Raw genomic sequence first — 23,259 nt, 5'->3', positions numbered from 1 at the left:
CCGTCGCGTCACGCCCCCCGGGCCGCGTATCTACCGCGCGCCGCGCCGGGGCGCCCGGGCCGGGGGGCCCCCGGGGGGGCCCCGCCCCCCCCCCGCCCTTGTCACGCCCTCTTCATGCCTGTCGCGCCCGTCCTTGTCACGCCCTCACGTGTGCTGCGGCCCGTCCCGCCCTTGTCACGCCCCGTCCCGCCCGTTCGCGCCCAGGCGGGAGGCGAGCCAGCCGAGGACCCGCTCCTGCGCGGCGAGGCCGAAGGCGTGCCCCCCTTCGGCGAACACGCCCGTGTAGTCCGCCGGGGAACGCCGGTAGCGGGCCGTGATCATCGTGTGGGCGCGGCGCATCCCGCCGGGCGGGAGGATCTCGTCGTGCTCGGCGTACCAGACCAGCAGGGGCCGGGGGAAGGCGCAGGCCACCAGGTCGGGCAGGTCGCAGAGCCGGGACAGCCCCGGCGGGTACAGCATCCAGGTGTGGCGGGCGACGTACCCGTCCAGCAGGTCCCGGTAGGAGGAGATCATGGCGACCACGGCGATCGCCTCCAGGCCGGGGTCGAAGGCGCCGAGCAGGGCGGCGCGCAGACCGCCGCCCGACAGCCCGGCGCACCCCACCGGCCCGACGTCGGGGCGCGAGCGCAGGTAGGCGGTCGCGGCCAGGTCCTCCCCCGCGACGACGCCCGCGTAGGAGGTGCCGAGTACCGTGCAGTACTTGGCCAGGACGTGCTCGTGGCGTCCGGCGGCGGCGTCGTAGCGGTCGGCCTCGCCGAGCCCGGCGTCGGCGCCGGGGACGACGGCGGTGCCGGCGATGTTCTCCGGCATGTCGGCGAGCGGGATCCTGCGGCTGCCCCAGCCCAGCGCGTCGGGCACCAGCACGGTGAACCCCCGGCGGGCCAGCTCCCCCGCCCAGGCCCTGCCGTCGTAGAGCGCGGCCCGCAGCCTCGTCACCTCCGGGGACGGGGCCTCCGGACCGTCGGCGATCTTCTCCTTGCCGGCCCACTTCATCCCGGCGTGGCAGTGCAGCGCGACGACGCCCGGCAGTACCGCGCCGCCCGCCTCGCGGGGACGCAGCACGTAGGCGCGGGTCCTGGGGCCGAACCCGACGTCCCAGGAGACCTCCTCGCCGGACAGGTCGCCCGCCGTCCAGGCGCGTTCGACGCGCACGTCCGAGGCGGTCAGGTCGAGCACGCCCAGGGTGTCACGTGCCCGCTCGCGCAGGTCCGGGCCGGGCGGGGGGAACAGGCCGCGCTGGGCGGCGGCGATGGCGGCCAGCCCGGAGAACTCCCCCAGGTGCAGCAGCCGGCGCGGGTCGCCGGCGGAGGCGGACGGCACGGCTCATCCCTCCGCGACGGGATGGACGTGCCGCGCCGTGAAGCCGAGCAGGGCGGACGCGGGTTCGAGGTCGATCGGCACGGTACGCCCGGGGAAGCGGCGCCGCCGGGGCACCCCCGGATGGCACAGGTCGAGCAGGTACTCGGTGGGCAGCGGGGAGAGGGTCTGCGGCGCGGCAACGTACAGCACGTGGGAGCCGGGGGCGGTGACCGACAGCGACAGGAGCAGGGCGCGGGCGGCGTCGCGGACGTCGAGGTAGCTCCACAGGTCGGCCGCGCCCGTCTCCGGCCGGTCGGCGTACCTGGCCGCGGCCTCCGGCAGCCTGCGCTCCGCGTCGCCGACGAAGGGGAGCCGCAGGGCGACCGTGGTCATCCCGTGGCGCAGCGCCATCATCGCCGCGGTGGCCTCGTCCGCCTGCTTGGACAGCGCGTACGGGTCGGTGATCCGCAGCGGGGTGGCGACGTCGACCGGCAGGTACGGCGGCGACGTCGGCCGCACCGCGAACGGCAGCCCGCCGATCGCGTAGCTGCTGGCGATCACCGCGTTGCCCGCCCCCCGGCGGCCCGCCTCCTCCAGCACGACGAAGGTCGCCCGCGCGTTACCGGTGAAGACCTCCTCGGGTGTTCCGAGGTCGGGCGAGGGCAGCGCGGCGAGGTGGATCACGGCGTCGGCGTCCTTCATGGCCTCGGCCACCGCGGCCGGGTCGCGGGCGTCGCCCGTCACGACGCGGTCGGCGGGAAGGTCGCCGTGACCGTCCGGCGTCCCGTCCCGCGACGGCCCGCCGGGCGGGAGCACGAGGGCGGTCGCGGTCACGTTCTCCCGGGCGAGAAGGTCGAGGACGGCGCGCCCGACGTTGCCGGCCGCGCCGGTGACCAGCACGCGGTCAGGCATCGCGCACCGGGGCCGTGATCCGGCGGATGTGCAGGCGGGGCTCGATCTGGACGTGCAGGGGCGTCCGGCCCGTCCGTCCCCCGATCAGGCCGGACAGCAGCCGGGTCGCGACGACCCCCACCTGTTCCCCGCCGGGGGCGACCGCGGTCAGGGAGGGATCGGCCATGCCGGCCGGCTCGCGGGGTGACAGGACGCCGTCGTAGATCAGGGCCTCCAGGTCCCGGCGGACCGTGACGTGCGAGACGCCCGGCTCGCCGACCAGCCGGGAGACGCGGACCGCCCCCTCACGTCGCGCGGACTCCAGGATCCGTGATCTTCGGTCAGCACTCAGCACCTGTGACCCCCTGTCGCCGAGGCGTGGACTCGTTCTCCCGATCGTGCGCGGGATCGGTTTCACCGGTCTGAAAGGGTGATCGCATGTCTCCCGCCCGCACCGGCCCGCTGTCCGGCATCCTGTCACCCCACGAGCTGGCCGCCCACCTGCCCGGCCCCGGCGCGTGGCGCCCCTTCCCCTCCCTGGGCGACCCCGCCTGGGAGCGGATCGGACCTGACACCCGGCACGCCCTGGCCGGGCGGGCCCGGAGCACGGCCGGCACCCCCTGGCCGGCCCTGCCCGCGAGCCTGTTCGCCGGCTACGCCAGGACCGGCGACCGGCTCGGCTTCGAGCGACCCTACTTCGAACGGCGGCGCAGGCTCGCGGCGGCGGTGCTCGGCGCGGGGGTGAGCGGGGACGAGCGCCTGCTGGACGAGGTGCGCGACGGCGTCTGGCTGCTGTGCGAGGAGAGCACCTGGTGCCTGCCCGCGCACGAGGAGTTCTCCCGCGAGGACGGGGGTGAGCTGCCCGACCCGCGGCGGCCCTTCGTCGACCTGTTCGCCGCCGAGAGCGCGGCCCTGCTCGCCTGGACCGACCTGGTGGCGGGTGACGCGCTGGACTCCCGCGGCGCCGTGGTGCGCCGCAGGCTCCGCGAGGAGGTGCGCCACCGGCTCCTCGACCCCTACCTCGCCCGTCACTGGCACTGGTACGACGACCGGGTCAGGCCGGTCGGCAACTGGAATCCGTGGATCCACTCCAACATCCTCGTCTGCGCGCTCCTGCTGTCGGAGAGCCGGGAGGCGATGCTGGAGACGGTCGTCAGGGCGGTCCGCGGGCTGGACGCCTTCGTCGCGGCGTACGGGGCGGACGGCGGGTGCGAGGAGGGCGTGTCGTACTGGTGGCGTGCCGCCGCGTGCCTGGTCGAGAGCCTGGAGACGCTGCGTTCGGCCGGCGGCGGCCGGCTCGACGCGTTCGCGCTCCCCCTCGTCCGGGAGATGGCCGCCTACCTGCACCGGATGCACATCGACGACGACTGGTACGTCAACTTCGCCGACGGCAAGGCCCACCTGCCCGAGCAGACGGCGCTGGACATCCCGTACCGCGCCGGACTGCTGACCGGCGACGGCGACGTCGTCGCGCACGCCCTCGCCAGGCGCCGGACCGGGCCGCCGGTCGTCCACCAGGAGGTCGGCCTCGGCCGGACGCTGGCCGGCCTGTTCGACACCGCGTGGCGCGACGCGACCCCCTCCCCCTCCCCCACCTCCGGCGCGGTCCCGGACACGACCCTCGAAGCGGTCCCGGGCACGGCCCCGTACGTCGAGCAGGTCTGGCTGCCGTCGGTGCAGGTCATGGTCGCGAGAGAGCGTCGGGGATCGCCCGGCGGATTGTTCCTCGCCGCCAAGGGCGGTCACAACGCCGAGAGCCACAACCACAACGACGTCGGGTCGTTCATCGTCGCGCTGGACGGCCGGCCCGTGCTGGTCGACGCGGGGGTCGGGGACTACACCGCGCGCACCTTCGGCCCCGGCCGGTACGACATCTGGACCATGCAGAGCTCCTACCACAACCTCCCCGAGATCGACGGCGTCATGCAGGCCCCGGGACAGGGGCACCGCGCCCGCGACGTCTCCTGCACGCTGGACGGCGACCGGGCCGCGTTGTCGCTCGACCTGGCCCCCGCCTGGCCCGCGCACGCCGGCGTCCGCGCCTGGCACCGCACCCTGCGGCTGCGGCGGGGCGACGAGGCCGAGGTGGTCGTCGAGGACCGCTGGGAGCTGCGGCGGACGCCGTCGAGGCTGGCGCTGTGCCTCATGGCGCACGGCGAGGTCACCGTCTCGCCCGGCCTGGTCTCCGTCGCGGGACGGCGGCGCCCGCTGCTCGTCCGCCACGACCCGGCCGCGTTCACCGCCCGCGTCGAGCGCGTGCCGCTCGGCGACGCCAGGCTGACCGAGGTGTGGGGCGACCACCTGCACCGCGTCGTCCTGCACGCCACCACGCCCCGCGCCTCGGGAACCGCCCGCCTGGTCATGACCCCCGCAGCAGCCCCGTGACCCTCCCCGTGACGCCCGGGACGCAGAGCCCCCGGCCCGCCCGCGACGGCCCGCGCATCACCGCGGTGCGGCCCGTCGTGCGGGCTCTTCGAGCCGAGGCGCCGGGGGACGGGCGTCGCGGCGGTCAGCGGGCGGGGCCGGCGCGGTGGCGGTGGAAGGGGGTGTGCTCGGGGGCGAGGGGGGTGTTCCCCAGGATCAGGTCGGCCGCCTTCTCCGCCACCATCATGACCGGCGCGTAGATGTTGCCGTTGGTCACGTACGGCATCACCGAGGCGTCCACCACGCGCAGTCCCTCCAGGCCGTGCACCCGCAGGGAGAGCGGGTCCGTCACCGACATCGGGCCGACCCCCATCCGCGCGGTGCACGAGGGGTGCAGCGCGGTCTCGCCGTCCCTGGCCACCCAGTCGAGGATCTCCTCGTCGGTCTCGACGCCGGGGCCGGGTGAGATCTCCCCGGCGTTGAAGGGGTCCATCGCGGGCCGGTTCAGGATGTCGCGGGCGATCCGGACGGCCTCCACCCACTCGCGGCGGTCCCGCGCGGTGGACAGGTAGTTGAAGCGCAGCGCCGGGTGCGTCCGGGGATCGGTGGAGGTGATCTTCACCGAGCCGCGCGCGTCGGAGTACATCGGCCCCACGTGCACCTGGTAGCCGTGCCCGCCCGCGGGCGCGGAGCCGTCGTAGCGGATCGCGATGGGCAGGAAGTGGAACATCAGGTTGGGGTAGCCGGCCTCGTCGTCGCTCCGGACGAAGCCGCCCGCCTCGAAGTGGTTGGTCGCGCCGGGGCCGCTGCGCAGGAACAGCCAGCGCGCGCCGATCCACGGCCGGTTGCGCCACCTCATCGCCGGTTGCAGCGAGACCGGCCTGCGGCAGGCGTACTGGATGTAGACCTCCAGGTGGTCCTGGAGGTTCTCGCCGACGCCCGGCAGGTCGCGCACGACGTCGACACCGAGGGCCTCCAGCTCGGCGGCGTTCCCCACCCCGGAGAGCTGGAGCAGCTGCGGGGAGTTGATCGCGCCGCCGCACAGGATCACCTCGCCCGCGCGGACCGTCCGGCCGTCGTACTCGACGCCGACGGCGCGTCCTTTCTCGAAGAGGATCCGGGTGACGAACGCCCGCGTCCTGACCTTCAGGTTGGGGCGGTTCATGACCGGGTGCAGGTAGGCGCGGGCGGCCGACAGTCGACGCCCCCTGCTGATGGTGCGGTCGAAGCGGGCGAAGCCCTCCTGGCGGTAGCCGTTGACGTCGTCGGTCAGCGGGTGCCCGGCCTGCCGTACCGCCTCGAAGAAGGCTCCGAACAGCGGGTTGCGCGCCGGTCCGCGCTCCAGCACCAGCGGCCCGCCCCGCCCGCGCATCGGGTCGGCGGGGTCGGCGGCCGGGCAGTTCTCCATGCGCCTGAAGTACGGCAGGCAGTGCGCGAAGTCCCAGGTGCCCATCCCCGGGTCGGCGGCCCAGCGCTCGTAGTCCAGGGGGTTGCCCCGCTGGAAGATCATCCCGTTGATGCTGCTGGAGCCGCCCAGCACCTTGCCCCGGGCGTGGTGGATCCGGCGGCCGTTCATGTGCGGCTCGGGCTCGGAGACGTACTTCCAGTCGTAGAGGCGGTTGCCGATGGGGAAGGGCAGCGCGGCGGGCATGTGGATGAAGACGTCCCAGGGGTGGTCCGGGCGGCCCGCCTCCAGCACCAGCACCCGGTTGGCGGGATCGGCCGACAGCCGGGCGGCGAGCGCGCACCCCGCCGAACCGCCCCCGACGATGACGAAGTCCACCATGCCCGCCTCCTCGTTCCGAGGACGAGGATACGACCGGGAGGAGGATACGGCCGGGATGACGGCACGGCCAGGATGACGGCACGGCCAGGATGACGGCACGGCCAGGATGAAGGTCCGGCCGGGGCGACGACACGGCGAGGGTAAAGGTGCGGCCGGGATGACGGTACGGCCGCTTACCGGCGCCGGGGTCTCACCGGACGGGCGCGTCCCGCCACCAGTCGTCGAGGGGGCTGACCGGGACGGCCCGCTTGTGCCGGGTCGCGAGGTAGAGCGACTCCAGCCTCGCCGCCACCTCCGGCGCCACGTCGGCGCCCTCCAGGTAGTCGTCGATCTGGGCGTACGTCAGGCCGAGCGCCACCTCGTCGGGCAGCGCGGGCCGGTCCTCCTCCAGGTCGGCGGTCGGCACCTTCTCCCAGGTGCTCGCGGGCGCTCCCAGCTCCCGCAGCAGGGCGGCGCCCTGGCGCTTGGTCAGCCCGGTCAGCGGGGTGACGTCGACGCCGCCGTCGCCGTACTTGGTGAAGAAGCCGGTCACCGCCTCGGCCGCGTGGTCGGTGCCCGCGACGAGCAGGCCCAGCTGCCCGGCGATCGCGAACTGGATCACCATGCGCTCGCGCGCCTTGACGTTGCCGCGCACGAAGTCGCTCAGCTCGAACGCGTCCCCCATCGCCTCCCGCAGGCCGAGCGCCGTCTGGGCGGCGACGGCGTCCGCGCCCGGCTTGACGTTCACCGTGATCGACCGGTCGGGCCCGATGAACTCCAGTGCGATCTGGGCGTCGTGCTCGTCGGCCTGCACGCCGTGGGGCAGCCGCACCGCGAAGAAGACGGCCTCGCGTCCCTCGGCACGCAGCTCCTCGCAGGCGAGCCGGCACAGTCTCCCGGCCAGCGTGCTGTCCTGGCCGCCGCTGATCCCGAGCACGTACCCCTTGGCCGGGGTCGACCGCAGATAGTCCTTGAGAAAGTCGATCCGCCGCCGGATCTCGACCTTGGGGTCGATGGTCGCCGTGACGCCAAGGTGGGTGAGGATCTGCTCCCGGAGGTTCGCCATCCGGGTACCCTACCGGCCGGGATCGGGCCGCCCGGAGACGGGTTCGGGCGCGGCCCCCGGGCGGCCCGGCGGCTTCGGGCGCGGCCCGAGGGCGGCCCGGCGGCGACCTCCCGGCCGGCCCGGCCCACCCCGCCTGCGCGTCGGGACCGCCGCGGCCACGCCGCCGCCCCGGCGGTCCCAACGACCCGAAAAGGTGGCATTTAACGTAAAACAACGGGATCATGACGGGGTTCAGCACGCGAAGACCCCACGCACGGCAAGGACGCTGATGACGCAGGAACAGGCGCCCCAGGGAGTGAACCCGTTCATCCCGAACGCGGCCCGGATGTACGACTACTTCATCGGCGGCAAGGACAACTTCCGGGCCGACCGGGAGCTCGCCGAGATGGTGCTGAGTGTGCTTCCCGAGACCCGGGACGGGGCCCTGGAGAACCGCAGGCTGATCGGCCGGGTCGTGGAGTACCTCATCGGCAAGGGGATCAGGCAGTTCCTCGACCTCGGTTCGGGGCTGCCCGCGCAGCAGAACGTGCACGAGGTCGCCCTCCGGCTCGCGCCGGACGCGCGCGTGGTCTACGTCGACCTCGACGCGGTGGTCTGCACGCACGGCCGTGCCCTGCTGGCCGGGGCCGGGGGCGAGGGGGTGGCCATGGTCCAGGGGGACGTGCGCGTGCCGGAGAACATCCTCGGCAACCCCGAGGTGCGGGCGGTCATCGACTTCGACCGGCCCGTCGCGGTCCTGATGATGTTCCTGCTGCACCTGATCGCCGACGAGGACGACCCCCAGTCGTTCGTCGCCGCCTACCGCGAGGCGGTGGCGCCAGGAAGCTACCTGGCCGTCTCCCACGTCGGGAGCGACGCCGCCCCCGAGCGCACCGCCCGGATCAGCGAGTTCTACCAGAAGGCGAACACGCCGTTCCGTCCCCGTACGGGCGAGGAGATCTCCCGCTTCTTCGGCGACTTCGAGCTCATCCCGCCGGGCCTCGCCAACGGGCGGATGGGGGACGGCATACCGCCGTTCTCCGACCCGGACACCGAGACGCTCGTCGACGAGGAGATGGCCCGGATGGGGTACGTGGGGGTCGCGCGCAAGCCCTGACGGCCGTCCGTCTGCCCCCACCCGTGAGGCGCCTGCCTGTCCAGGCCGGCGCCTTTCGCGTGCCCGAGGGCCCGAGGGCGGCGACCGCGCCTTGAGACCGGACCGAGCCGCAGGATCAAGCCGCAGGACCGGACCGCACCCCGAGGCCGATCGACCGCCGAGACCGGATCGACCCCCCGGGGCAGAGCCCCGTCCTGAGACCTGTATCGAGCCGCGAAGGCCCTGTTCACCGGCGGATCGGCAAGGACGGGTAAAAAATACTGGTGTGACAGGAGTGCATTGACCCTGTAACACCATCGGCGCATACTTTTCCGCATGGAGCCACAAGAGTCCACAGAAGTGGTCAGTCGTGCTGCCCACTGAGCGGCACGCGCGGATCGGTGAGGCGCTCCGGGCCTCCCGGGTCGTCAGTACCGACGATCTCGCGCGTGAGCTGGGCGTGTCGGCGGAGACGATCCGCCGTGACCTCGTGCTGCTCGAACGCCGGGGAACGCTGGCGCGCGTCCACGGGGGCGCGACGATCGCGCTCGGGCAGGCAGCCGGCGAGGAGGCCCCGTTCGCCGAGCGCACCGGGACCGCGGCGGAGGCCAAGAGCCGCATCGGGCGTGCCGCGGCGGGGCTGGCGCGTCCCGGCCAGACGGTCGTGATCGACGTGGGGACCACCGCCGTGCAGGTGGCCAGGGCCCTGCCGCTGGACTTCTCCGGGATCGTCGCCACGTGCTCCCTGCTGGTCGCGGCGGAGCTGTCCGAGCGGCCGGGCGTCGAGGTCCTGGTCTGCGGGGGCAGGCTCAGGGCCGGGGATCTCGCGCTCTCCGGCTCTGTCGCCCAGGCGTTCTTCGCGGACCTGAACCCCGACGTCGCGTTCCTCGGCTCCGGCGGCGTCGACGCGGCGGCCGGGCTGACCGACTACTACCTGGACGAGATCGCGACCCGGAAGATCATTCTCCGGAACGCGACCCGTTCGTACGTGCTCGCCGATTCGAGCAAGTTCGGGCTGGTCGCCCGGCACCGGGTCGCCGACCTGGGAGAGCTCGCCGGGCTCGTCACGGAGACGGAACCCCCCTCCGCCATCCGTGACGCCGTCACCAGGGAGGGCGGGGTGATCGTCCTGCCGTGAACACTCCCCGGATCGACCACGAAGCCCGGCACAGGAAGAGCCGGGTGGCGCGGCAACGCCACCCGGCTCGGATCACCACACCGATGCGCCATCTGACAGGGAACACAGGAGCTGGTAACCCATGAGCCATTATTCACCCCCCGCGGGGGACGGCCGCGAAACCGGCGGAAACGTCGAGGAGTTCGGCTACAGGCAGGCGATGCAGCGCGGCACCGGGCGTTTCGCCTCGTTCGCGGTGGCGTTCGCCTTCGTCTCGATCGCCACCGGCATCTTCACCACCTACGGCGCGGTGCTCAACAGCTCCGGGCCCGCCGGTATCTGGACCTGGCCGTTCGTGATCATCGGTCAGCTCGCCGTCGCGTTCGTCTTCGGCTCGCTGGCCGCGCGCATCCCGGTGACCGGGTACTCCTACCAGTGGATGTCCCGGCTGGCCAACCCCGTCCTCGGCTGGATCATCGGCTGGATCTCGTTCACGTTCCTGGCCATCGTGGTCGTGGCGGTGGACTACACGATCGCCTCCACCGTCATGCCCGTGCTGCTGGGGTACGAGGGGACGGCGCTGAACGCGTGGGTGATCACCAGCGTGGTCATCCTGTTCCAGGCCGTCCTGGTGGCCCTGTCCACGAAGTGGACCGAGCGGGTCAACAACTTCGCCGTGACGGCCGAGCTCGTCGGCATGATCGCCCTCGTCCTGCTGCTCCTGGGCGTCGGGTTCGTCGCCAAGGAGGTCGACTTCGCCAACCTGTTCAGCACCGGCGCCGTCCCTGCCGAGAACTACCTCAGCTTCGGCACGCTCACCTCCGCGGGGCCGTGGATGCTGGGCTTCCTGCTCGGCGCGTTCACCATCGTCGGCTTCGAGTCGGCGGCCAACCTCGCCGAGGAGACCAGGGACCCCGCCCGCGTCGTCCCGCGCGCCATGTGGCAGGCGGTGCTCGCCTCGGGCGTGCTCGGCTTCCTGTTCCTCGTCGCCGTCACCCTGCTCGCCGGTGACCCGGTCGAGCTGGCGAAGTCGGGGACGCCGGTGGCGGACGTGATCAGCCGGGTGCTCGGCCCCGTCGTGGGCACGGCCCTGCTCGTGCTGGTGGTCATCGCGATCTTCGCCTGCGGCATGGTGATCCTCATGACCGGTGTGCGCCTGGTATGGGCGATGTCCCGCGACCGGCGTTTCCCCGGCTGGCAGGCCCTGAGCCAGGTCTCGCCGCGCTTCGGCACGCCGCTGAAGGCCACCGTGTTCATGTTCGTCGTCGGCGAGCTGATCCTGGCGGTCTTCTCCACCCGGACCGACGCCCTCTTCGGCCTGTTCGCCGCCGCCACCCTCCTGCCGGCGATCATCTACACCGGGACCGTCGTCATGTACGTCGTCAAGCGCAAGTCGCTGCCGCCGAGCAAGGGCTTCGACCTGGGCCGCTGGGAGATCCCGGTGATCGTCGTCGCCCTGGTCTGGCTCGTGTTCGAGCTGCTGCTCTTCCGCGACGCCTCGTTCGTGGAGCCGTGGATCTACGTCCTCATCATGCTCGCCCTGGGGGCCGCGTACCTGGCCTACCTGCTTCTCACCAAGGGGGTGAAGGGCCTGGCGATGCCGGACATGCACTCCATCGACGCGGCCCTGACCGCCGACACGACCGGCACCGCGACCGGCACCACGACCGGTGCCGCGACCGGGCCCGGGATCGCCGGGGACGAGAGCGCGGAGGGGAGGCACCGGCGGTGACCGTCGTACTGGCGATAGACCAGGGAACCTCCGGCACCAAGGCGATCGTCGTCGACTCCGGCGGCGAGGTGCTCGGCCTCGCCGAGCTGCCGGTCCGCCCCGCCTACCTGCCGGGGGGCGGGGTCGAGCAGGACCCGCGCGAGCTCCTCGACTCGGTCCTCGACGCCGGCCGCCAGGCCGTCGCGCGGGCCGGGGTGGCGGTCGACGCCGTCACGCTGGCGAACCAGGGCGAGACCGTGCTCGCCTGGGACCCGGCGACGGGCACCCCCCTCTCCCCCGCCGTCGTCTGGCAGGACCGCAGGTCCGAGAGCGTCTGCGCGGAGCTGAGCGGGTTCGCGGAGCGGATCGCCGCCGTCACGGGCCTGGTCCTCGACCCGTACTTCTCCGCGCCGAAGATGGCCTGGCTGCGCCGGAACGTGACCCGGGAGGGGGTGGTCACCACCTCCGACTCCTGGCTCGTCCACCACCTGACCGGGGAGTTCGTCACCGACGTCGCCACGGCGAGCCGGTCGCTTGTCACCCGGCTCGACGACGGCGAGTGGGACCCCGACCTGCTGGAGCTGTTCGGGCTCGGCACCGAGCGCCTGCCGCGCATCGTCTCCTCCGACGAGGTGGCCGGGCACACCTCCGCGTTCGGCGGGCACGTCCCCGTCGCCGGGCTCGTGGTCGACCAGCAGGCGGCGCTGCTCGCCGAGAACTGCCTGCGGGCCGGTGAGGCGAAGTGCACCTTCGGCACCGGCGCGTTCTTGCTGGCCAACACCGGCGCCTCGGCCGCGCGCTCCACCGCCGGGCTGGCCGCCTCGATCGCCTGGCGGGTCCGGGGGGAGACCTCGTACTGCTTCGACGGCCAGGTCTACACGGCCGCCTCCGCCGTACGGTGGATGCAGGACCTCGGCTTCGTCGCCACCGCCGCGGACCTGGACACGGTCGCGGCCGACGACGCCGGAGAGGTGCTGTGCGTCCCGGCGCTGGCGGGGCTGGCCGCCCCCTGGTGGCGTCCCGACGCCAGGGCCTCCTTCTCCGGGATGACGCTCTCCACCGGCCCGGGACACCTCGTGCTGGCCGTCCTGCAAGGGATCGCGGCCCAGGTCGCCGAGCTGGGCGACCTGGTGGCCGCCGACCTCGGACGGCCGCTGACCCGGCTGCGGGTCGACGGCGGGCTCACCCGGAGCCGGGTCCTCATGCGGGCGGTCGCCGACCTGACGCGGATCCCGATCGACGTCTACCCCTCCCAGCACGCCACCCCGATGGGCGCGGTGGCGCTGGCCCGCGTCGCGCTCGACCCGTCGCTCCCCCTGCGGGACGCGGTGAACGCGTGGGAGCCCAGCACGACGTACGAACCCCGATGGTCCGCGGACCGGGCGGCGGATTTCCGCTCCCGCTGGAGAGACGCCGTCGCCACCGCCCTGACCGAGGAGGCACCACAGTGAACGACATCACCGGAAAGACCGACGTCACCGAGTCCGTCGTGTTCGACGTGGTGGTGATCGGCGCCGGCATCGTCGGCTCGGCCGTCGCCAGGAAGCTGGCGGCCTACGAGCTGGACGTCGCGATGCTGGACGCGCGCGACGACGTCGGCGACGGCACCAGCAAGGCCAACACCGCCATCCTGCACACCGGCTTCGACGCCACGCCCGGCACCCTTGAGTCCCGGCTGGTCCGGGAGGGCTACCACCTGCTCTCCGACTACGCGGCGCGGACCGGCATCCCGGTGGAGCACACCGGGGCCGTGCTGGTGGCCTGGACCGCCGAGGAGCTCGACGCGCTGCCGGGCCTTCAGGAGAAGGCGGAGCGGAACGGGTACACCAAAACGGAGATCATCGACTGCGCCGAGGTGTACCGGCAGCTCCCCCACCTGGGCGAAGGGGTCCTGGGGGGTCTCACCGTTCCCGACGAGTCGATCATCTGCACCTGGACCACCAACCTCGCCCTGGCCACCGACGCCGTCGGCCGCGGGGTGACGCTGCTGCTGAACCGGGCGGTCCTGTCGGCCGAGGACACCGGTGACGCGACCGTGCTGCGCACCTCCGGCGGGGAGGTGAGGGCCCGCTGGGTCGTCAACGCGGCCGGGCTCGGCTCCGACGTCGTCGACCGGCTGTTCGGCCACGACCGTTTCACCGTCACCCCTCGGCGTGGCGAGCTGGTGGTCTACGACAAGCTCGCCCGCCCGCTGGTCAACAAGATCATCCTGCCGGTGCCCAGCTCGCGGGGCAAGGGCGTGCTGATCAGCCCCACCGTCTACGGCAACGTGCTGCTCGGCCCCACCGCCGAGGACCTCACCGACCGCACCGACACCGGGACCTCGGAGAAGGGGCTGGAGTTCCTCATGGCCAAGGGCGAGAGGCTCATGCCCGACCTCCTGCGGGAGGAGGTCACCGCGACCTACGCCGGGCTGCGCGCGGCCAGCGACCACCCCGACTACCTCGTCGAGGCCGACTCCGAGCGGCGCTACGTGCTGGTCGGCGGGATCCGCTCGACCGGCCTGACCGCCGGCATCGCCATCGCCGAGTACGTCGCCGAGATCGCCCGCGACGCCGGTCTGGCGCTCGTGCCCCGCGAGGACCTGCCGGAGCCGCCCCGCATGCCCAACCTCGGGGAGGCGACCACGCGCCCGTACCAGGACGCCGCCCGGATCGCCGCCGACCCCGCGTACGGGAAGGTGGTCTGCTTCTGCGAGCGGGTGACCGCGGGCGAGATCCGCGACGCCTTCCGCTCGCCGATCCCGCCGGCCGGCCTGGAGGGGCTCCGCCGCCGCACCCGGGCACTGAACGGGCGCTGCCAGGGGTTCTACTGCGGCGCCGAGATCGCCGGGCTGCTGGAGTGCGAGAGCGCCCGCGCTCACGACCGCGAGAGCGTCCGCGACGGTGAGGACGAGGGCACCGGCGAGGACCACCACGCACCGCTGGAGGCCCGACGATGACGACCCCCCATGTCACCGGCGCGACCGGCGCCACCGGTGCGACCGCCGCCGACGCCGTCACCGTCCTCACCCCGGCCGTCGTCGTCGTCGGCGGCGGACCGGCCGGGCTGAGCGCCGCCCGCGAGCTCGCGCCGAGGGTCGAGGGCGACGTGCTCGTCCTGGACCGGGAGGACACCGCCGGGGGCATCCCCCGCCACAGCGACCATCCCGGCTACGGCATCAGGGACATGAGGCGCTTCATGAGCGGGCCCGCCTACGCCAGGAGGCTCGTGCGGGAGGCCGAGGCCGCCGGGGCGACGATCCGGACGGGCGTCACCGTGACGAACTGGGCCGGTGACCTCGCGATCGAGGCCACCACCCCGCAGGGCCGCGTCCGCGTCGAGGCGCGGGCCGTCGTCCTGGCCACCGGCGCCCGCGAGCGCCCGCGCCCGGCCCGCCTCATCCCCGGGGACCGCGCCCACGGCGTCTACACCACCGGCCACCTGCAGAACCTCGTCCACCTGCGGCACGGCAAGGTCGGCCGCAGGGCCGTCGTCGTCGGCGCGGAGCTGGTGAGCTGGTCGGCCGCGCTGACGCTGCGCGAGGCCGGTTGCCGGACCGTCCTGATGACCACCGAGTATCCCCGCGCCGACTCCTACGCCCTGTTCAGCGTCCCGGGCAGGATCCTCTTCCGGACGAAGGTCGCCACCCGCACCCGCGTGACGAGGGTCATCGGCCGGCCGGAGCTCGAAGCGGTCGAGATCGAGGACATCGACACCGGTGAGCGGCGGGTCGTCGAGTGCGACACGCTCGTCCTGACCGGCGGCTGGATCCCCGACCACGAGCTGGTACGCGCCGCGGGCATCGCCCTGGACCCCGGCACGAACGGCCCCATGGTCGACGGCGCGCTGCGGACCGAACGGCGCGGCGTGTTCGCCGCGGGCAACCTGCTCCACCCGGTCGACACGGCCGACATCGCGGCGATCGACGGCACCCACGTGGCCGACGCGGTCGTCGCCTGGCTGGACGGGCGGAAGCCCCCGGCCGAGCAGGTACGGCTCCTCGCCGACGAGCCCTTCCGCTGGGTGTCGCCGGAGATCTTCCGCCCCGCGGACCCCGCCCCGGCCCGCCAACGGCTCCTGCTGTGGAGCGATCGCTACATCCGCTTCCCCCGGATCGTCCTGCGGCAGAAGGGAGAGGTCGTCGCCCGCAGGCGGGTGTGGTGGCCCGCGGCCCCCGGCCGGGTGTTCCGCGTCCCGTCGGGCATCCTGTCCGGGGTGGACCCGGAGGGCGGTCCGGTACACATCGGCGTGGAGCCCTGACTCCCGCCGGTGACCGGGTGCGACCGGTGATCTCACGGCCTTGGCCCCCTCGGTGATCCCACAGCCTTGGCACCCCCCGGTGATCGCACGCCCCTGACACCCCCCGTGATCCCACGGCATGACCCGGTCCCGCTTGACCTTGACACGGTGACAAGGTCTTCACTGTGGCCGAGGAGGTGGTCCCCTTGACCATGCGGGAACAGGACACGGACACGATGCGAACCCTTCAGGCACTGGAGGACGGCCGCTCGTCGGTGCGGCTGCGGGCGGCGCTGGCGGCCGGCACGGACCCCGACCCGGAGCTCGTCGGCACGCTCGTCGAACGGTGCGCGGTCGAACCCGACTTCTACGTGCGCGACATGCTCACCTGGGCCCTCACCCGACACCCGGTGTCGGCGACGCTCCCCCGGCTCGTCGACGAGGTCCGCTCGGAGCGCGCGCAGGCACGGAGCCAGGCCCTGCACACGCTGTCCAAGATCGGGGATCGGCGGGCGTGGCCGGTGATCACGCGGGAGCTGCTGGCCGACGCCGACGAGGAGGTGGCGCGGAGCGCGTGGCGGGCGGCGGTCGTGCTCGTACCCGAGGGCGAGGAGCCGGAGCTGGCCGCGGCGCTGGCGGCACGGCTCGGCCACGGCGGGCGGGAGACGCGGCTGAGCCTCAGCCGGGCGCTGATCGCGCTCGGCGAGGTGATCCTGCCGGCCCTGCGCGCCGCGATGATGGATCCCGACCCCGGCGTACGCGCGCACGCGGTCGCCACGGAACGGCTGCTGGCCGACCCGGAGGCCGCGTTCGAGCCGGCGATCGAGGAGGCGAAGCGCGTCGTGGCCCTCGGCGGGAACGGCCAGGAGGAGTGACGGACGGTGTTGATCGGCGATGTGGCACGACGGTCGGGGGTCAGCGCCCGCATGCTCAGGCACTACGACGCGCTCGGCCTGGTGCGGCCGACGGGCCGTACCGGCGCCGGTTACCGGGAGTACTCCGGTGAGGACATCCTGCGGATCTTCCACATCGAGAGCCTGCGGTCGCTGGGGATGTCGCTGCGTGACATCGGCCGCGCGCTCGACGATCCCGGCTTCGCGCCCTCGGAGCTCGTCGACGGCCTCGTCCGCCGGACGCGGGAACGCATCGCGGCCGAGACCGAGCTGCTCACGCGGCTGAGCCGGATCGCCGCCGCCGAGCCCGGCGACTGGCGCGACGTCCTCCAGGTCGTCGCGCTCCTGCGGGAGCTGGGGTCGAAGAGCCCCGACAAGCGCCAGCGCGCGGCACTGTCCTCGGCCGAGGAGGCCGTGGTGCCGGTGGAGGCACTGGTCGAGGCGGTGCTGAGCGAGACGGACCCGCACGTCGCCGGGGCCCTGCGGTGGGCTCTGGCGCGATCGGGCACCGGCGGGCTGGCGTCGCTGGCGGAGGGCCTGGGCTCACCCGTGGCCGAGGTGCGCAGGCGTGCCGTCGAGGCCGTCGCGGAGATCCCGGACGACGCGGCGACCGCGCTGCTGCGGGACGCCCTGGCGAGCCCCGACGTCGTGGTCCGCGGGTACGCGGCCCTGGCGCTCGGGGCGCGCGGGGTGGCCGACGCGGTCCCGGCGCTCGTCGGCATGGTCGTCGAGGGGACGAACGACGTCGACGCGGCCGACACGCTCAGCGGGCTGGCGGGCCGTCCCGACCTGGCGGACCGGATCGCCACCGCGCTCGTCGGCCGCCTCTCCCCCGGGAGCGCCGACCCGGCCGCCCGGCGGCGGCTGACACAGGCGCTCGCCGACATCCCGGGACCGGCGGCGTCCCGTGCCCTGGCGGAGCTGTCCCGCGACGAGGACCGCGCCGTCGCGCTCACCGCGACGTACATCCTCGGGATACGCGACGCGCGTTGAGAAGGCCTCACTGACGCGACGCTCGCCGGGAAAGCGTCGCCGACGGCGACCCGGCGTTCTGGCCTCGACGGCTCCCCGGAGCCGTCCCGCGGGGGCCGGCTCCGGCTTCACGGCCAGGCCTCCAGTTGAAACCAGACGGACTTGCCGTAGGGGTTGAGGGTCCAGCCCCAGTTGCGGGAGAGGTCGCAGACGATGGCGAGGCCGCGGCCGGAGGTCTCCAGGTCACCGGCCCGCCTCAGCCGGGGGACCATGATGCAGGAATCGTGGACGTCCACGACGAGCAACTCCCCCTCCCTGCCGACCGTGACGCGGACGGGGCTCTCGGCGGTGGCGTCCGGTGAGCCGTACGCGAGCGCGTTGGTGACGAGTTCCGAGGCCAGGAGTTCGGCGATGTCGGGAATGCCGTCGGCCGCGTTCCAGTCGGCGGCGATGTCGCGCACGAACCGGCGGGCCGAGGCGACACATCTCGGGTCGCGCGGTATCCACCTCTCCCCCAGCGGGGAAAGGCCGGGATTCATCGTGTGACGGCGTTCGGTCGGGGCCGCGCTCGCGCGAAGTGCCTCTTCCATGATTTCTTTCTCCGTTCCGGATTTCCTGTGTCCAGGGTGCCGAAACGTCACTACTCTTGGTCACGAAACGTTTACCAAGCGTGTTGATTGGAGTTCACGCGTCTTTTGTTGAACTCCGGCAAGGAGGTCGTCATCGCCAATCTCCATACGCCTCAGGCGATCTGGGGCAGGGAGCTGCGCCACTACCGCAAGGCCGCCGGTCTCACCCAGGGGCAGCTCGCCGAGAGGATCCACTTCAGCGAGTCCCTGATCAGCGGCGTGGAGACGGGACAGCTCCCGGCCAGCCCGGAGTTCGCCGAGGTCTGCGACGAGGCCCTCACGACGGGTGGCTCCCTGGGCCGGCTCCTGGACTGGAGGAAAGGACGATCCTTTCCTCCGTGGTTCGGGAAATGGCATGACAAGGAGCAGGTGGCGACCACTGTCCGGACCTATCAGCCGCTGTTGATTCCCGGACTGCTTCAGACCGACGCATATGCCCGCGCGGTGCTCCGTGGGGACGAGGCGGCGGTGGAGGCGCGCATGCATCGTCAGGCCATCCTTTCCCGAGAGGATCCGCCGCCTCCGACCTACCGATGCGTGGTCGACGAGGGGGTTCTCCATCGGCCGATCGGCGGCACCAAGACGATGAAGGATCAGTTGGAGCACTTGATTTCAGTGGTCAATCCACGGCTGAGTGTTCAGGTGATCCCTCACGGGATGCATTCGGGCTTGATGGGCGGATTCGCCATTGCCACTCTGGAAGGAGGAAGCGACGTACTGTATGCGGAGACGGCCGTACGAGGTCTCATCACCAGCGAACAGGAAGACGTCACGGTCGCCGTCGAGCGTTTCGAGGCCATCCGGACCGAAGCGCTGCCGTTGGGCATGTCCATCGAGCTCATCCAGAGGACGGTAGAGGAAAAGTGGACCTGAGTAACGTCACGTGGGTCAAATCAAGCCTGTCCGGCGACAACGGCGGCGACTGCGTCGAGGTCGCCAGGCTCGGAAACGCCACCGGCCGCCCCGGCCTGGTCGCCGTACGCGACTCCAAGGATCCCGGCGGCCCCGCACTCCTGTTCACCCCCGCCGAGTGGGACAGTTTCATCGGCCGCGTGAGAACCGACGGTCTCGGCCTCGGCTGACAGCGCCCGCGACCTCGGCCCGGTGATCTACGAAAACCGCCCGCCTTCGTGTTCCGTCCCGGGCGGACAATCCAACGGCACCGGTCAGGGTGGGGCCGAGGAGAGCGGCGGAGATTACCGGCTTCCCCTCGTTCGCGAGGCGGGTCGAGCGCCTGCGGCCTTTACCCTTCGACCCCTTCTTCCATAGTCTGTAGCAGGTGAACGCTGATACCGACTCTTACTCGTTGTGTGCCGGCTCGCCGTCCGTGGAGACCTATCTCCGGCTGAGGGTGGTCTCGGGGCTGAGCGCCAAGACGGTGGAGGCCGCCGAGGCGGGCCTGCCGAACACCTGGCACGGGGTGACGGTGCTGTGCGGGGACGAGCCGGTCGGGATGGGCCGGGTCGTCGGGGACGGCGGCTGCTTCTTCCAGATCGTCGACATCTGCGTCGCGCCGGAGCACCAGGGCCGGGGCCTGGGAAAACGGATCATGGCGGAGCTGGTGGACGAGCTGGAGCGGCGGGCACCGGCCGGCGCCTACGTCTCGCTGATCGCCGACGGCGACGCTCAGTTCCTGTACGAGAAGTTCGGATTCAGCCAGACGGCTCCGGCTTCGGTCGGCATGCACCGGACCGTGTGAAGCCTTACCTGCCGACATATCCGAACAGGGATGACAACGACTCCGGTGCGACGATACGTGCGGATGGCCGTGGCCGGATCTCGCGACCCGCTCTCCTGCCCGAGTCCCGGCGGCTATCGCTCAGGCCGCGCCGCACTCGACGTCGTCTTCCGGCCGACGAGGCGCGATCGGGCCGTCATCAGCCTCCCATCGGAACAGAAGCGGATCCTGGTTCTTCGGCGAGACCTGTCCGGTAACCCGTGATGACGAGCTGAGCGCGGTCACGGGCGTCGAGTTTGGTCAGCAGCCGGCCGATGTGGGTCTTGAGGGTCGCCCGGCTGATGTGCAGGGTGGCCTGGATCTCGCTGTTGGACAGGCCGCGGGTGATCAGCGTCAGGACTTCTCGTTCGCGGGGTGTCACACCGTCGAGCGACCGGGTGGCGGCCGGTCGATCGACGAAGGCGGCGATGAGCCGGCGGGTGACGGTGGGGGCGAGCAGCGCCTCGCCGGCGGCGACCGTACGGATCGCGTCGAGCAGCCGCGCAGGGGTGGTGTCCTTGAGGAGGAAACCGCCGGCGCCGGCGTGCAGCGCCCGGTAGACGTGGTCGTCCAGGTCGAAGGTGGTCAGGATGAGGACCCGGGGTGGGTGCGGGCCTGCGGTGAGCTGCGCGGTCGCCGTGATGCCGTCGACGTCGGGCATGCGGACGTCCATGAGGACGAGGTCGGGACAGAGGTCGGCGGCCAGGGCCACTGCCTCGCGTCCGGTGCCGGCTTCGGCGACGACAGTGATGCCGGGGCTGGCGTCGAGCAGGCGGCGCACGGTGGCTCGGTAGAGCGGTTCGTCGTCCGCGAGCAGGACGCGGAGTGCGTTGCCGGTCATGTCGGGAAGGGAAGAGTGACCCGCACAGCGAATCCGCCGGTCGGTTCGGGGCCGGCGGTGAACGTGCCGCCGTGCAGGCCGACCCGCTCCCGCATGCCCACCAGTCCGTACCCGGCCGCCGGGCCGCTTCGGAGGGCGGTGCCGTCGTCGACCACGCTCAGCACGAGGGCGTGCGGCATCGCCGTGACGGTGACGTGGCAGTGCCGGGCATCGGCGTGCCGGCGCACGTTGGTGAGAGCTTCCTGCAGGATGCGGTAGGCGGACGTCTGCACGGCGGCCGGCACGGCCGACAGATCCGGCCGGTCCGGCCGGTCCACCGTGACGTCCACGCCGGCAGCCCGGGTGGCGTCGATCAGCGCCCCCGCGAGGGCCAGATCGGGTGAGTCGTCTTCGCCGGCGCCGGGCGGGGATCGGTGGCGCAGTTCGCCCAGCACGATTCGGATGTCCTCCAAGGCGGCGCGGCTGACCTGTTCGACGGTGCGCAGGGCGGCGTCCTGCTCGGTGCCCAGGTGTCGTGCCACGGCGGCGTTCATGGCGATGAGGCTGAGGGTGTGTCCGACGACGTCGTGGACGTCCCGGGCCAGACGCAGCCGTTCCTCGGTGACAGCCTGGGCGGTGCGCAGCTCGGCGAGTTCGGCGGCGTGCCGGTGGCGCGTCCGCACCACCCAGGCCAGTGACCACGAGCCCGCCAGGACGACGACGCTGACCACGCTCACCAGAGCTGGAGCGGTGCTGAACGACTCTTCCCCCTGCGTGGCGGGAACGAGAGGCAGCCGGTTCGTGGCGGCGTCGGTGAGCCCGGGAACCAGGAGCGCCGCCAGCGCGACGGACAGACCCCGGGCCGCGGCCCGCGCCGAGGTGAGGGCGACCGGGTACAGCGCGACGGCGAGCGCCCACACCGTCACCTCCGCTCCCACTCCGGTGAGCACCGCGGCGGCCGCGGCCGCCGCCACGATCATCAGGACGGGTGCCGGCCACCTGCGCCGCGCCGCAAGCGGCAGGCCGACGATCCCCGACAACGCCCATACCGCCAGGCCGGACGCCGGCGTCCGCAGCACCGCGGCGCCCGTCACGGCGACGGCGAGCAGCACGTCGGCCGCGAGCAGGGCACGACGAGAGATCAGCACGGATGCCACCGTAGCGGCGGCCACCCGCGTGCGCATCGGACGGTGGTCCGATGCGCCGGGGGCCGATCGCCGCGCAGGCTGGCGCGATGCTGATCCGAATGCTGACCGCCCTGCTCCTCACCACCCCGGCCGTTCCCGCCACCCCACCCCCGCAGGTCGCCCCGGCCACGATCGACGCGGCGGTCCGGTCCTACCGGGAGGCGACCGGCGTGCCGGGTGTCGCGGTTGCGGTGACGCGAGGTCGTACCGTGATCCATGTGGCGGGTTACGGGCGCACCGGGCAGGGCGAAGCCGTCACGGATCGCACGGTGATGGCCGTGGCGTCGGTCAGCAAGTCCATGACGGCGCTGGCCGTGCTACAGCTGGTCGACACCGGCCGCATCCGGTTGGACGCACCCGTGGGCACATACCTGCCGGAGTTCACGACGGCGGACGAGCGCGCCGGACGGGTCACCGTGCGGCAGCTGCTCAACCACACCTCCGGCCTGTCGGATCGGACGAACCCGTCGTTCAGCGCCCCGCCGGTGCGCACCCTGCGCGAGGCGGTCGCCGCCATGCGCACCGCCCGCCTGGCCGCGGAGCCGGGCAGCCGGTTCGAGTACCACAATCCCAACTATCAGGTGGCCGCACGCCTGGTGGAGGTCGTCGGCGGCCGGCCGTTCGACGACTACCTGCGGCGGCACGTGTTCGGACCACTCGGCATGGCGGACAGCCGGACCATCGACACCGCCGACGAACTGCCCCCCAGCAGCCGCGGCCACCTCATGGTCGCCGGCACCGCGCTCGCACTGCCCGAACCACCGGCCTTCGGCGCCGGATCCGGCGCGGTCCTCAGCACCGCCCACGACATGGCGGCCTGGCTCATCGCCCACACCGGCGAAGGACGCGGAGCGGACGGCACGCCGGTCGTCTCCGCCGCCGCGGTCGCCGAGATGCACCGGCCGTCCGCGGACGGCTACGGCCTGGGGTGGCAGGCTGACACCAGCCCGTCCGGAACGCCGCTGACCGAGCACGACGGCGACATGATGACGTTCACCGCCTACCAGGCGATCATGCCCGGCAGCGGGTACGGCGTCGCCGTCATGGCCAACACCGGAACGCTGCACCGCGATGCCCAGGCCATCGGCGCGCGCCTCATCGACCTCATCGAGGGACGCACCCCGTCGCGTCCCGCCACGCCGCTGGTCTGGATCGACCTGGCGACGCTGGTCCTCGTGCTCGGCGCCGCGTCCCTGGGTGCGTGCGGCGTCGTTCGGGCCCGCCGCTGGGCGGCCGGCCACCGCCCCGCCTGGCAAAACGCCGCCCGGCTTCTGCCGTACCTGCTGCCGCCGGCCCTGCTCGTCGAACTCCACCACGTGGTGAGCCTGCTCTACCAGGGCCGGGACATCTCCTGGCCGCAGGCGGTCTACCTCTATCCCGCACTCGCGCTACTGCTGGCGGTGACGTCCGGAGCCGGTGTCGCGGTCATGGTCTGCAGGCTGACGTTCCTCCTCCGGGCCCGGTCGTGGCTGATGCCCCCCTCCCGGCTGAGAACGGGCTGAGAGGCGTTCAGCGTTCTCTCAGGGCGACGT

At 72.9% G+C, this 23,259-nt stretch carries 21 protein-coding genes; 13 read left to right on the top strand and 8 right to left on the bottom strand.

Features of this window, described 5'->3' with window-relative positions; all coding sequences use genetic code 11:
• Positions 1 to 174 precede the first annotated feature (174 nt).
• From ACLQ2R_RS22505 to ACLQ2R_RS22495, 3 genes are read right to left on the bottom strand one after another with little or no spacing between them, the layout of a single operon-like run.
• Positions 175 to 1,320, bottom strand: a complete 1,146-nt coding sequence (locus tag ACLQ2R_RS22505) for an alpha/beta hydrolase family protein (RefSeq protein ID WP_425962342.1) — start codon at positions 1,318 to 1,320, stop codon at positions 175 to 177.
• A gap of 3 nt (positions 1,321 to 1,323) precedes the next feature.
• A complete protein-coding gene (locus ACLQ2R_RS22500) occupies positions 1,324 to 2,211 on the bottom strand; it encodes an NAD-dependent epimerase/dehydratase family protein (protein WP_425962341.1) in 888 nt (295 codons plus the stop codon).
• On the bottom strand, positions 2,204 to 2,545 hold the full coding sequence (locus ACLQ2R_RS22495; protein ID WP_425962340.1) for a DeoR family transcriptional regulator: 342 nt from the start codon (positions 2,543 to 2,545) through the stop codon (positions 2,204 to 2,206). The genes ACLQ2R_RS22500 and ACLQ2R_RS22495 overlap by 8 nt, the downstream gene beginning before the upstream one ends.
• Before the next feature lie 83 nt (positions 2,546 to 2,628).
• Between ACLQ2R_RS22495 and ACLQ2R_RS22490 the strand changes: the two genes are divergently transcribed.
• Entirely contained in the window at positions 2,629 to 4,575 is a 1,947-nt protein-coding gene (locus ACLQ2R_RS22490) for a heparinase II/III domain-containing protein (protein WP_425962339.1), read from the top strand.
• Between the two features lie 124 nt (positions 4,576 to 4,699).
• Here ACLQ2R_RS22490 and betA read toward each other — a convergent pair whose 3' ends face one another.
• Positions 4,700 to 6,340: a choline dehydrogenase gene (gene betA / locus ACLQ2R_RS22485; protein WP_425962338.1), complete on the bottom strand. Its 1,641-nt coding sequence runs from the start codon at positions 6,338 to 6,340 to the stop codon at positions 4,700 to 4,702.
• Between the two features lie 190 nt (positions 6,341 to 6,530).
• Positions 6,531 to 7,385 (bottom strand): ammonia-dependent NAD(+) synthetase, encoded by an 855-nt coding sequence (gene nadE, locus ACLQ2R_RS22480; RefSeq protein ID WP_425962337.1) that lies wholly within the window; start codon positions 7,383 to 7,385, stop codon positions 6,531 to 6,533.
• Positions 7,386 to 7,653: 268 nt separating this feature from the next.
• Between nadE and ACLQ2R_RS22475 the strand changes: the two genes are divergently transcribed.
• From ACLQ2R_RS22475 to ACLQ2R_RS22440, 8 genes are all read left to right on the top strand, one after another.
• On the top strand, positions 7,654 to 8,481 hold the full coding sequence (locus tag ACLQ2R_RS22475; protein WP_425962335.1) for an SAM-dependent methyltransferase: 828 nt from the start codon (positions 7,654 to 7,656) through the stop codon (positions 8,479 to 8,481).
• Between the two features lie 349 nt (positions 8,482 to 8,830).
• Positions 8,831 to 9,598 (top strand): DeoR/GlpR family DNA-binding transcription regulator, encoded by a 768-nt coding sequence (locus ACLQ2R_RS22470; RefSeq protein WP_425962333.1) that lies wholly within the window; start codon positions 8,831 to 8,833, stop codon positions 9,596 to 9,598.
• Between the two features lie 121 nt (positions 9,599 to 9,719).
• A complete protein-coding gene (locus tag ACLQ2R_RS22465; protein WP_425962331.1) occupies positions 9,720 to 11,309 on the top strand; it encodes an amino acid permease in 1,590 nt (529 codons plus the stop codon).
• Positions 11,306 to 12,739, top strand: a complete 1,434-nt coding sequence (locus tag ACLQ2R_RS22460; RefSeq protein ID WP_425962329.1) for an FGGY family carbohydrate kinase — start codon at positions 11,306 to 11,308, stop codon at positions 12,737 to 12,739. Before ACLQ2R_RS22465 ends, ACLQ2R_RS22460 begins: the two co-directional genes overlap by 4 nt.
• Positions 12,736 to 14,229 carry an NAD(P)/FAD-dependent oxidoreductase gene (locus ACLQ2R_RS22455; protein ID WP_425962327.1) on the top strand — a complete coding sequence of 498 codons (1,494 nt, stop codon included), beginning with the start codon at positions 12,736 to 12,738 and terminating at the stop codon, positions 14,227 to 14,229. Before ACLQ2R_RS22460 ends, ACLQ2R_RS22455 begins: the two co-directional genes overlap by 4 nt.
• A complete protein-coding gene (locus tag ACLQ2R_RS22450) occupies positions 14,226 to 15,530 on the top strand; it encodes an NAD(P)/FAD-dependent oxidoreductase (RefSeq protein WP_425962325.1) in 1,305 nt (434 codons plus the stop codon). Before ACLQ2R_RS22455 ends, ACLQ2R_RS22450 begins: the two co-directional genes overlap by 4 nt.
• A gap of 215 nt (positions 15,531 to 15,745) precedes the next feature.
• On the top strand, positions 15,746 to 16,384 hold the full coding sequence (locus ACLQ2R_RS22445) for a HEAT repeat domain-containing protein (protein WP_425962323.1): 639 nt from the start codon (positions 15,746 to 15,748) through the stop codon (positions 16,382 to 16,384).
• Between the two features lie 6 nt (positions 16,385 to 16,390).
• On the top strand, positions 16,391 to 17,395 hold the full coding sequence (locus ACLQ2R_RS22440) for a HEAT repeat domain-containing protein (RefSeq protein WP_425962321.1): 1,005 nt from the start codon (positions 16,391 to 16,393) through the stop codon (positions 17,393 to 17,395).
• A 107-nt stretch (positions 17,396 to 17,502) separates the two neighbouring features.
• On the opposite strand, the gene ACLQ2R_RS22435 is transcribed toward ACLQ2R_RS22440, so the two are convergent.
• Entirely contained in the window at positions 17,503 to 17,964 is a 462-nt protein-coding gene (locus ACLQ2R_RS22435; RefSeq protein WP_425962319.1) for an ATP-binding protein, read from the bottom strand.
• An 87-nt stretch (positions 17,965 to 18,051) separates the two neighbouring features.
• Between ACLQ2R_RS22435 and ACLQ2R_RS22430 the strand changes: the two genes are divergently transcribed.
• From ACLQ2R_RS22430 to ACLQ2R_RS22420, 3 genes are all read left to right on the top strand, one after another.
• A complete protein-coding gene (locus ACLQ2R_RS22430; RefSeq protein WP_425962318.1) occupies positions 18,052 to 18,876 on the top strand; it encodes a helix-turn-helix domain-containing protein in 825 nt (274 codons plus the stop codon).
• The gene (locus tag ACLQ2R_RS22425; RefSeq protein ID WP_425962316.1) at positions 18,867 to 19,085 is read left to right on the top strand and encodes a DUF397 domain-containing protein; all 219 of its coding nucleotides are present in this window, start codon (positions 18,867 to 18,869) and stop codon (positions 19,083 to 19,085) included. The genes ACLQ2R_RS22430 and ACLQ2R_RS22425 overlap by 10 nt, the downstream gene beginning before the upstream one ends.
• Before the next feature lie 197 nt (positions 19,086 to 19,282).
• Positions 19,283 to 19,702 carry a GNAT family N-acetyltransferase gene (locus tag ACLQ2R_RS22420; protein ID WP_425962314.1) on the top strand — a complete coding sequence of 140 codons (420 nt, stop codon included), beginning with the start codon at positions 19,283 to 19,285 and terminating at the stop codon, positions 19,700 to 19,702.
• Between the two features lie 178 nt (positions 19,703 to 19,880).
• On the opposite strand, the gene ACLQ2R_RS22415 is transcribed toward ACLQ2R_RS22420, so the two are convergent.
• On the bottom strand, positions 19,881 to 20,561 hold the full coding sequence (locus ACLQ2R_RS22415; protein ID WP_425962312.1) for a response regulator: 681 nt from the start codon (positions 20,559 to 20,561) through the stop codon (positions 19,881 to 19,883).
• A complete protein-coding gene (locus ACLQ2R_RS22410; RefSeq protein WP_425962310.1) occupies positions 20,558 to 21,688 on the bottom strand; it encodes a sensor histidine kinase in 1,131 nt (376 codons plus the stop codon). The genes ACLQ2R_RS22415 and ACLQ2R_RS22410 overlap by 4 nt, the downstream gene beginning before the upstream one ends.
• An 86-nt stretch (positions 21,689 to 21,774) precedes the next feature.
• Between ACLQ2R_RS22410 and ACLQ2R_RS22405 the strand changes: the two genes are divergently transcribed.
• A complete protein-coding gene (locus ACLQ2R_RS22405) occupies positions 21,775 to 23,229 on the top strand; it encodes a serine hydrolase domain-containing protein (RefSeq protein WP_425962309.1) in 1,455 nt (484 codons plus the stop codon).
• The last annotated feature ends 30 nt before the right edge of the window (positions 23,230 to 23,259 follow it).

Source organism: Streptosporangium sp. DT93 (assembly GCF_049844535.1).
GTDB lineage: Bacteria > Actinomycetota > Actinomycetes > Streptosporangiales > Streptosporangiaceae > Streptosporangium.
The sequence above is the reverse complement of the archived record's forward strand: the minus strand, read 5'-3'. Positions and strand labels throughout refer to the sequence as shown.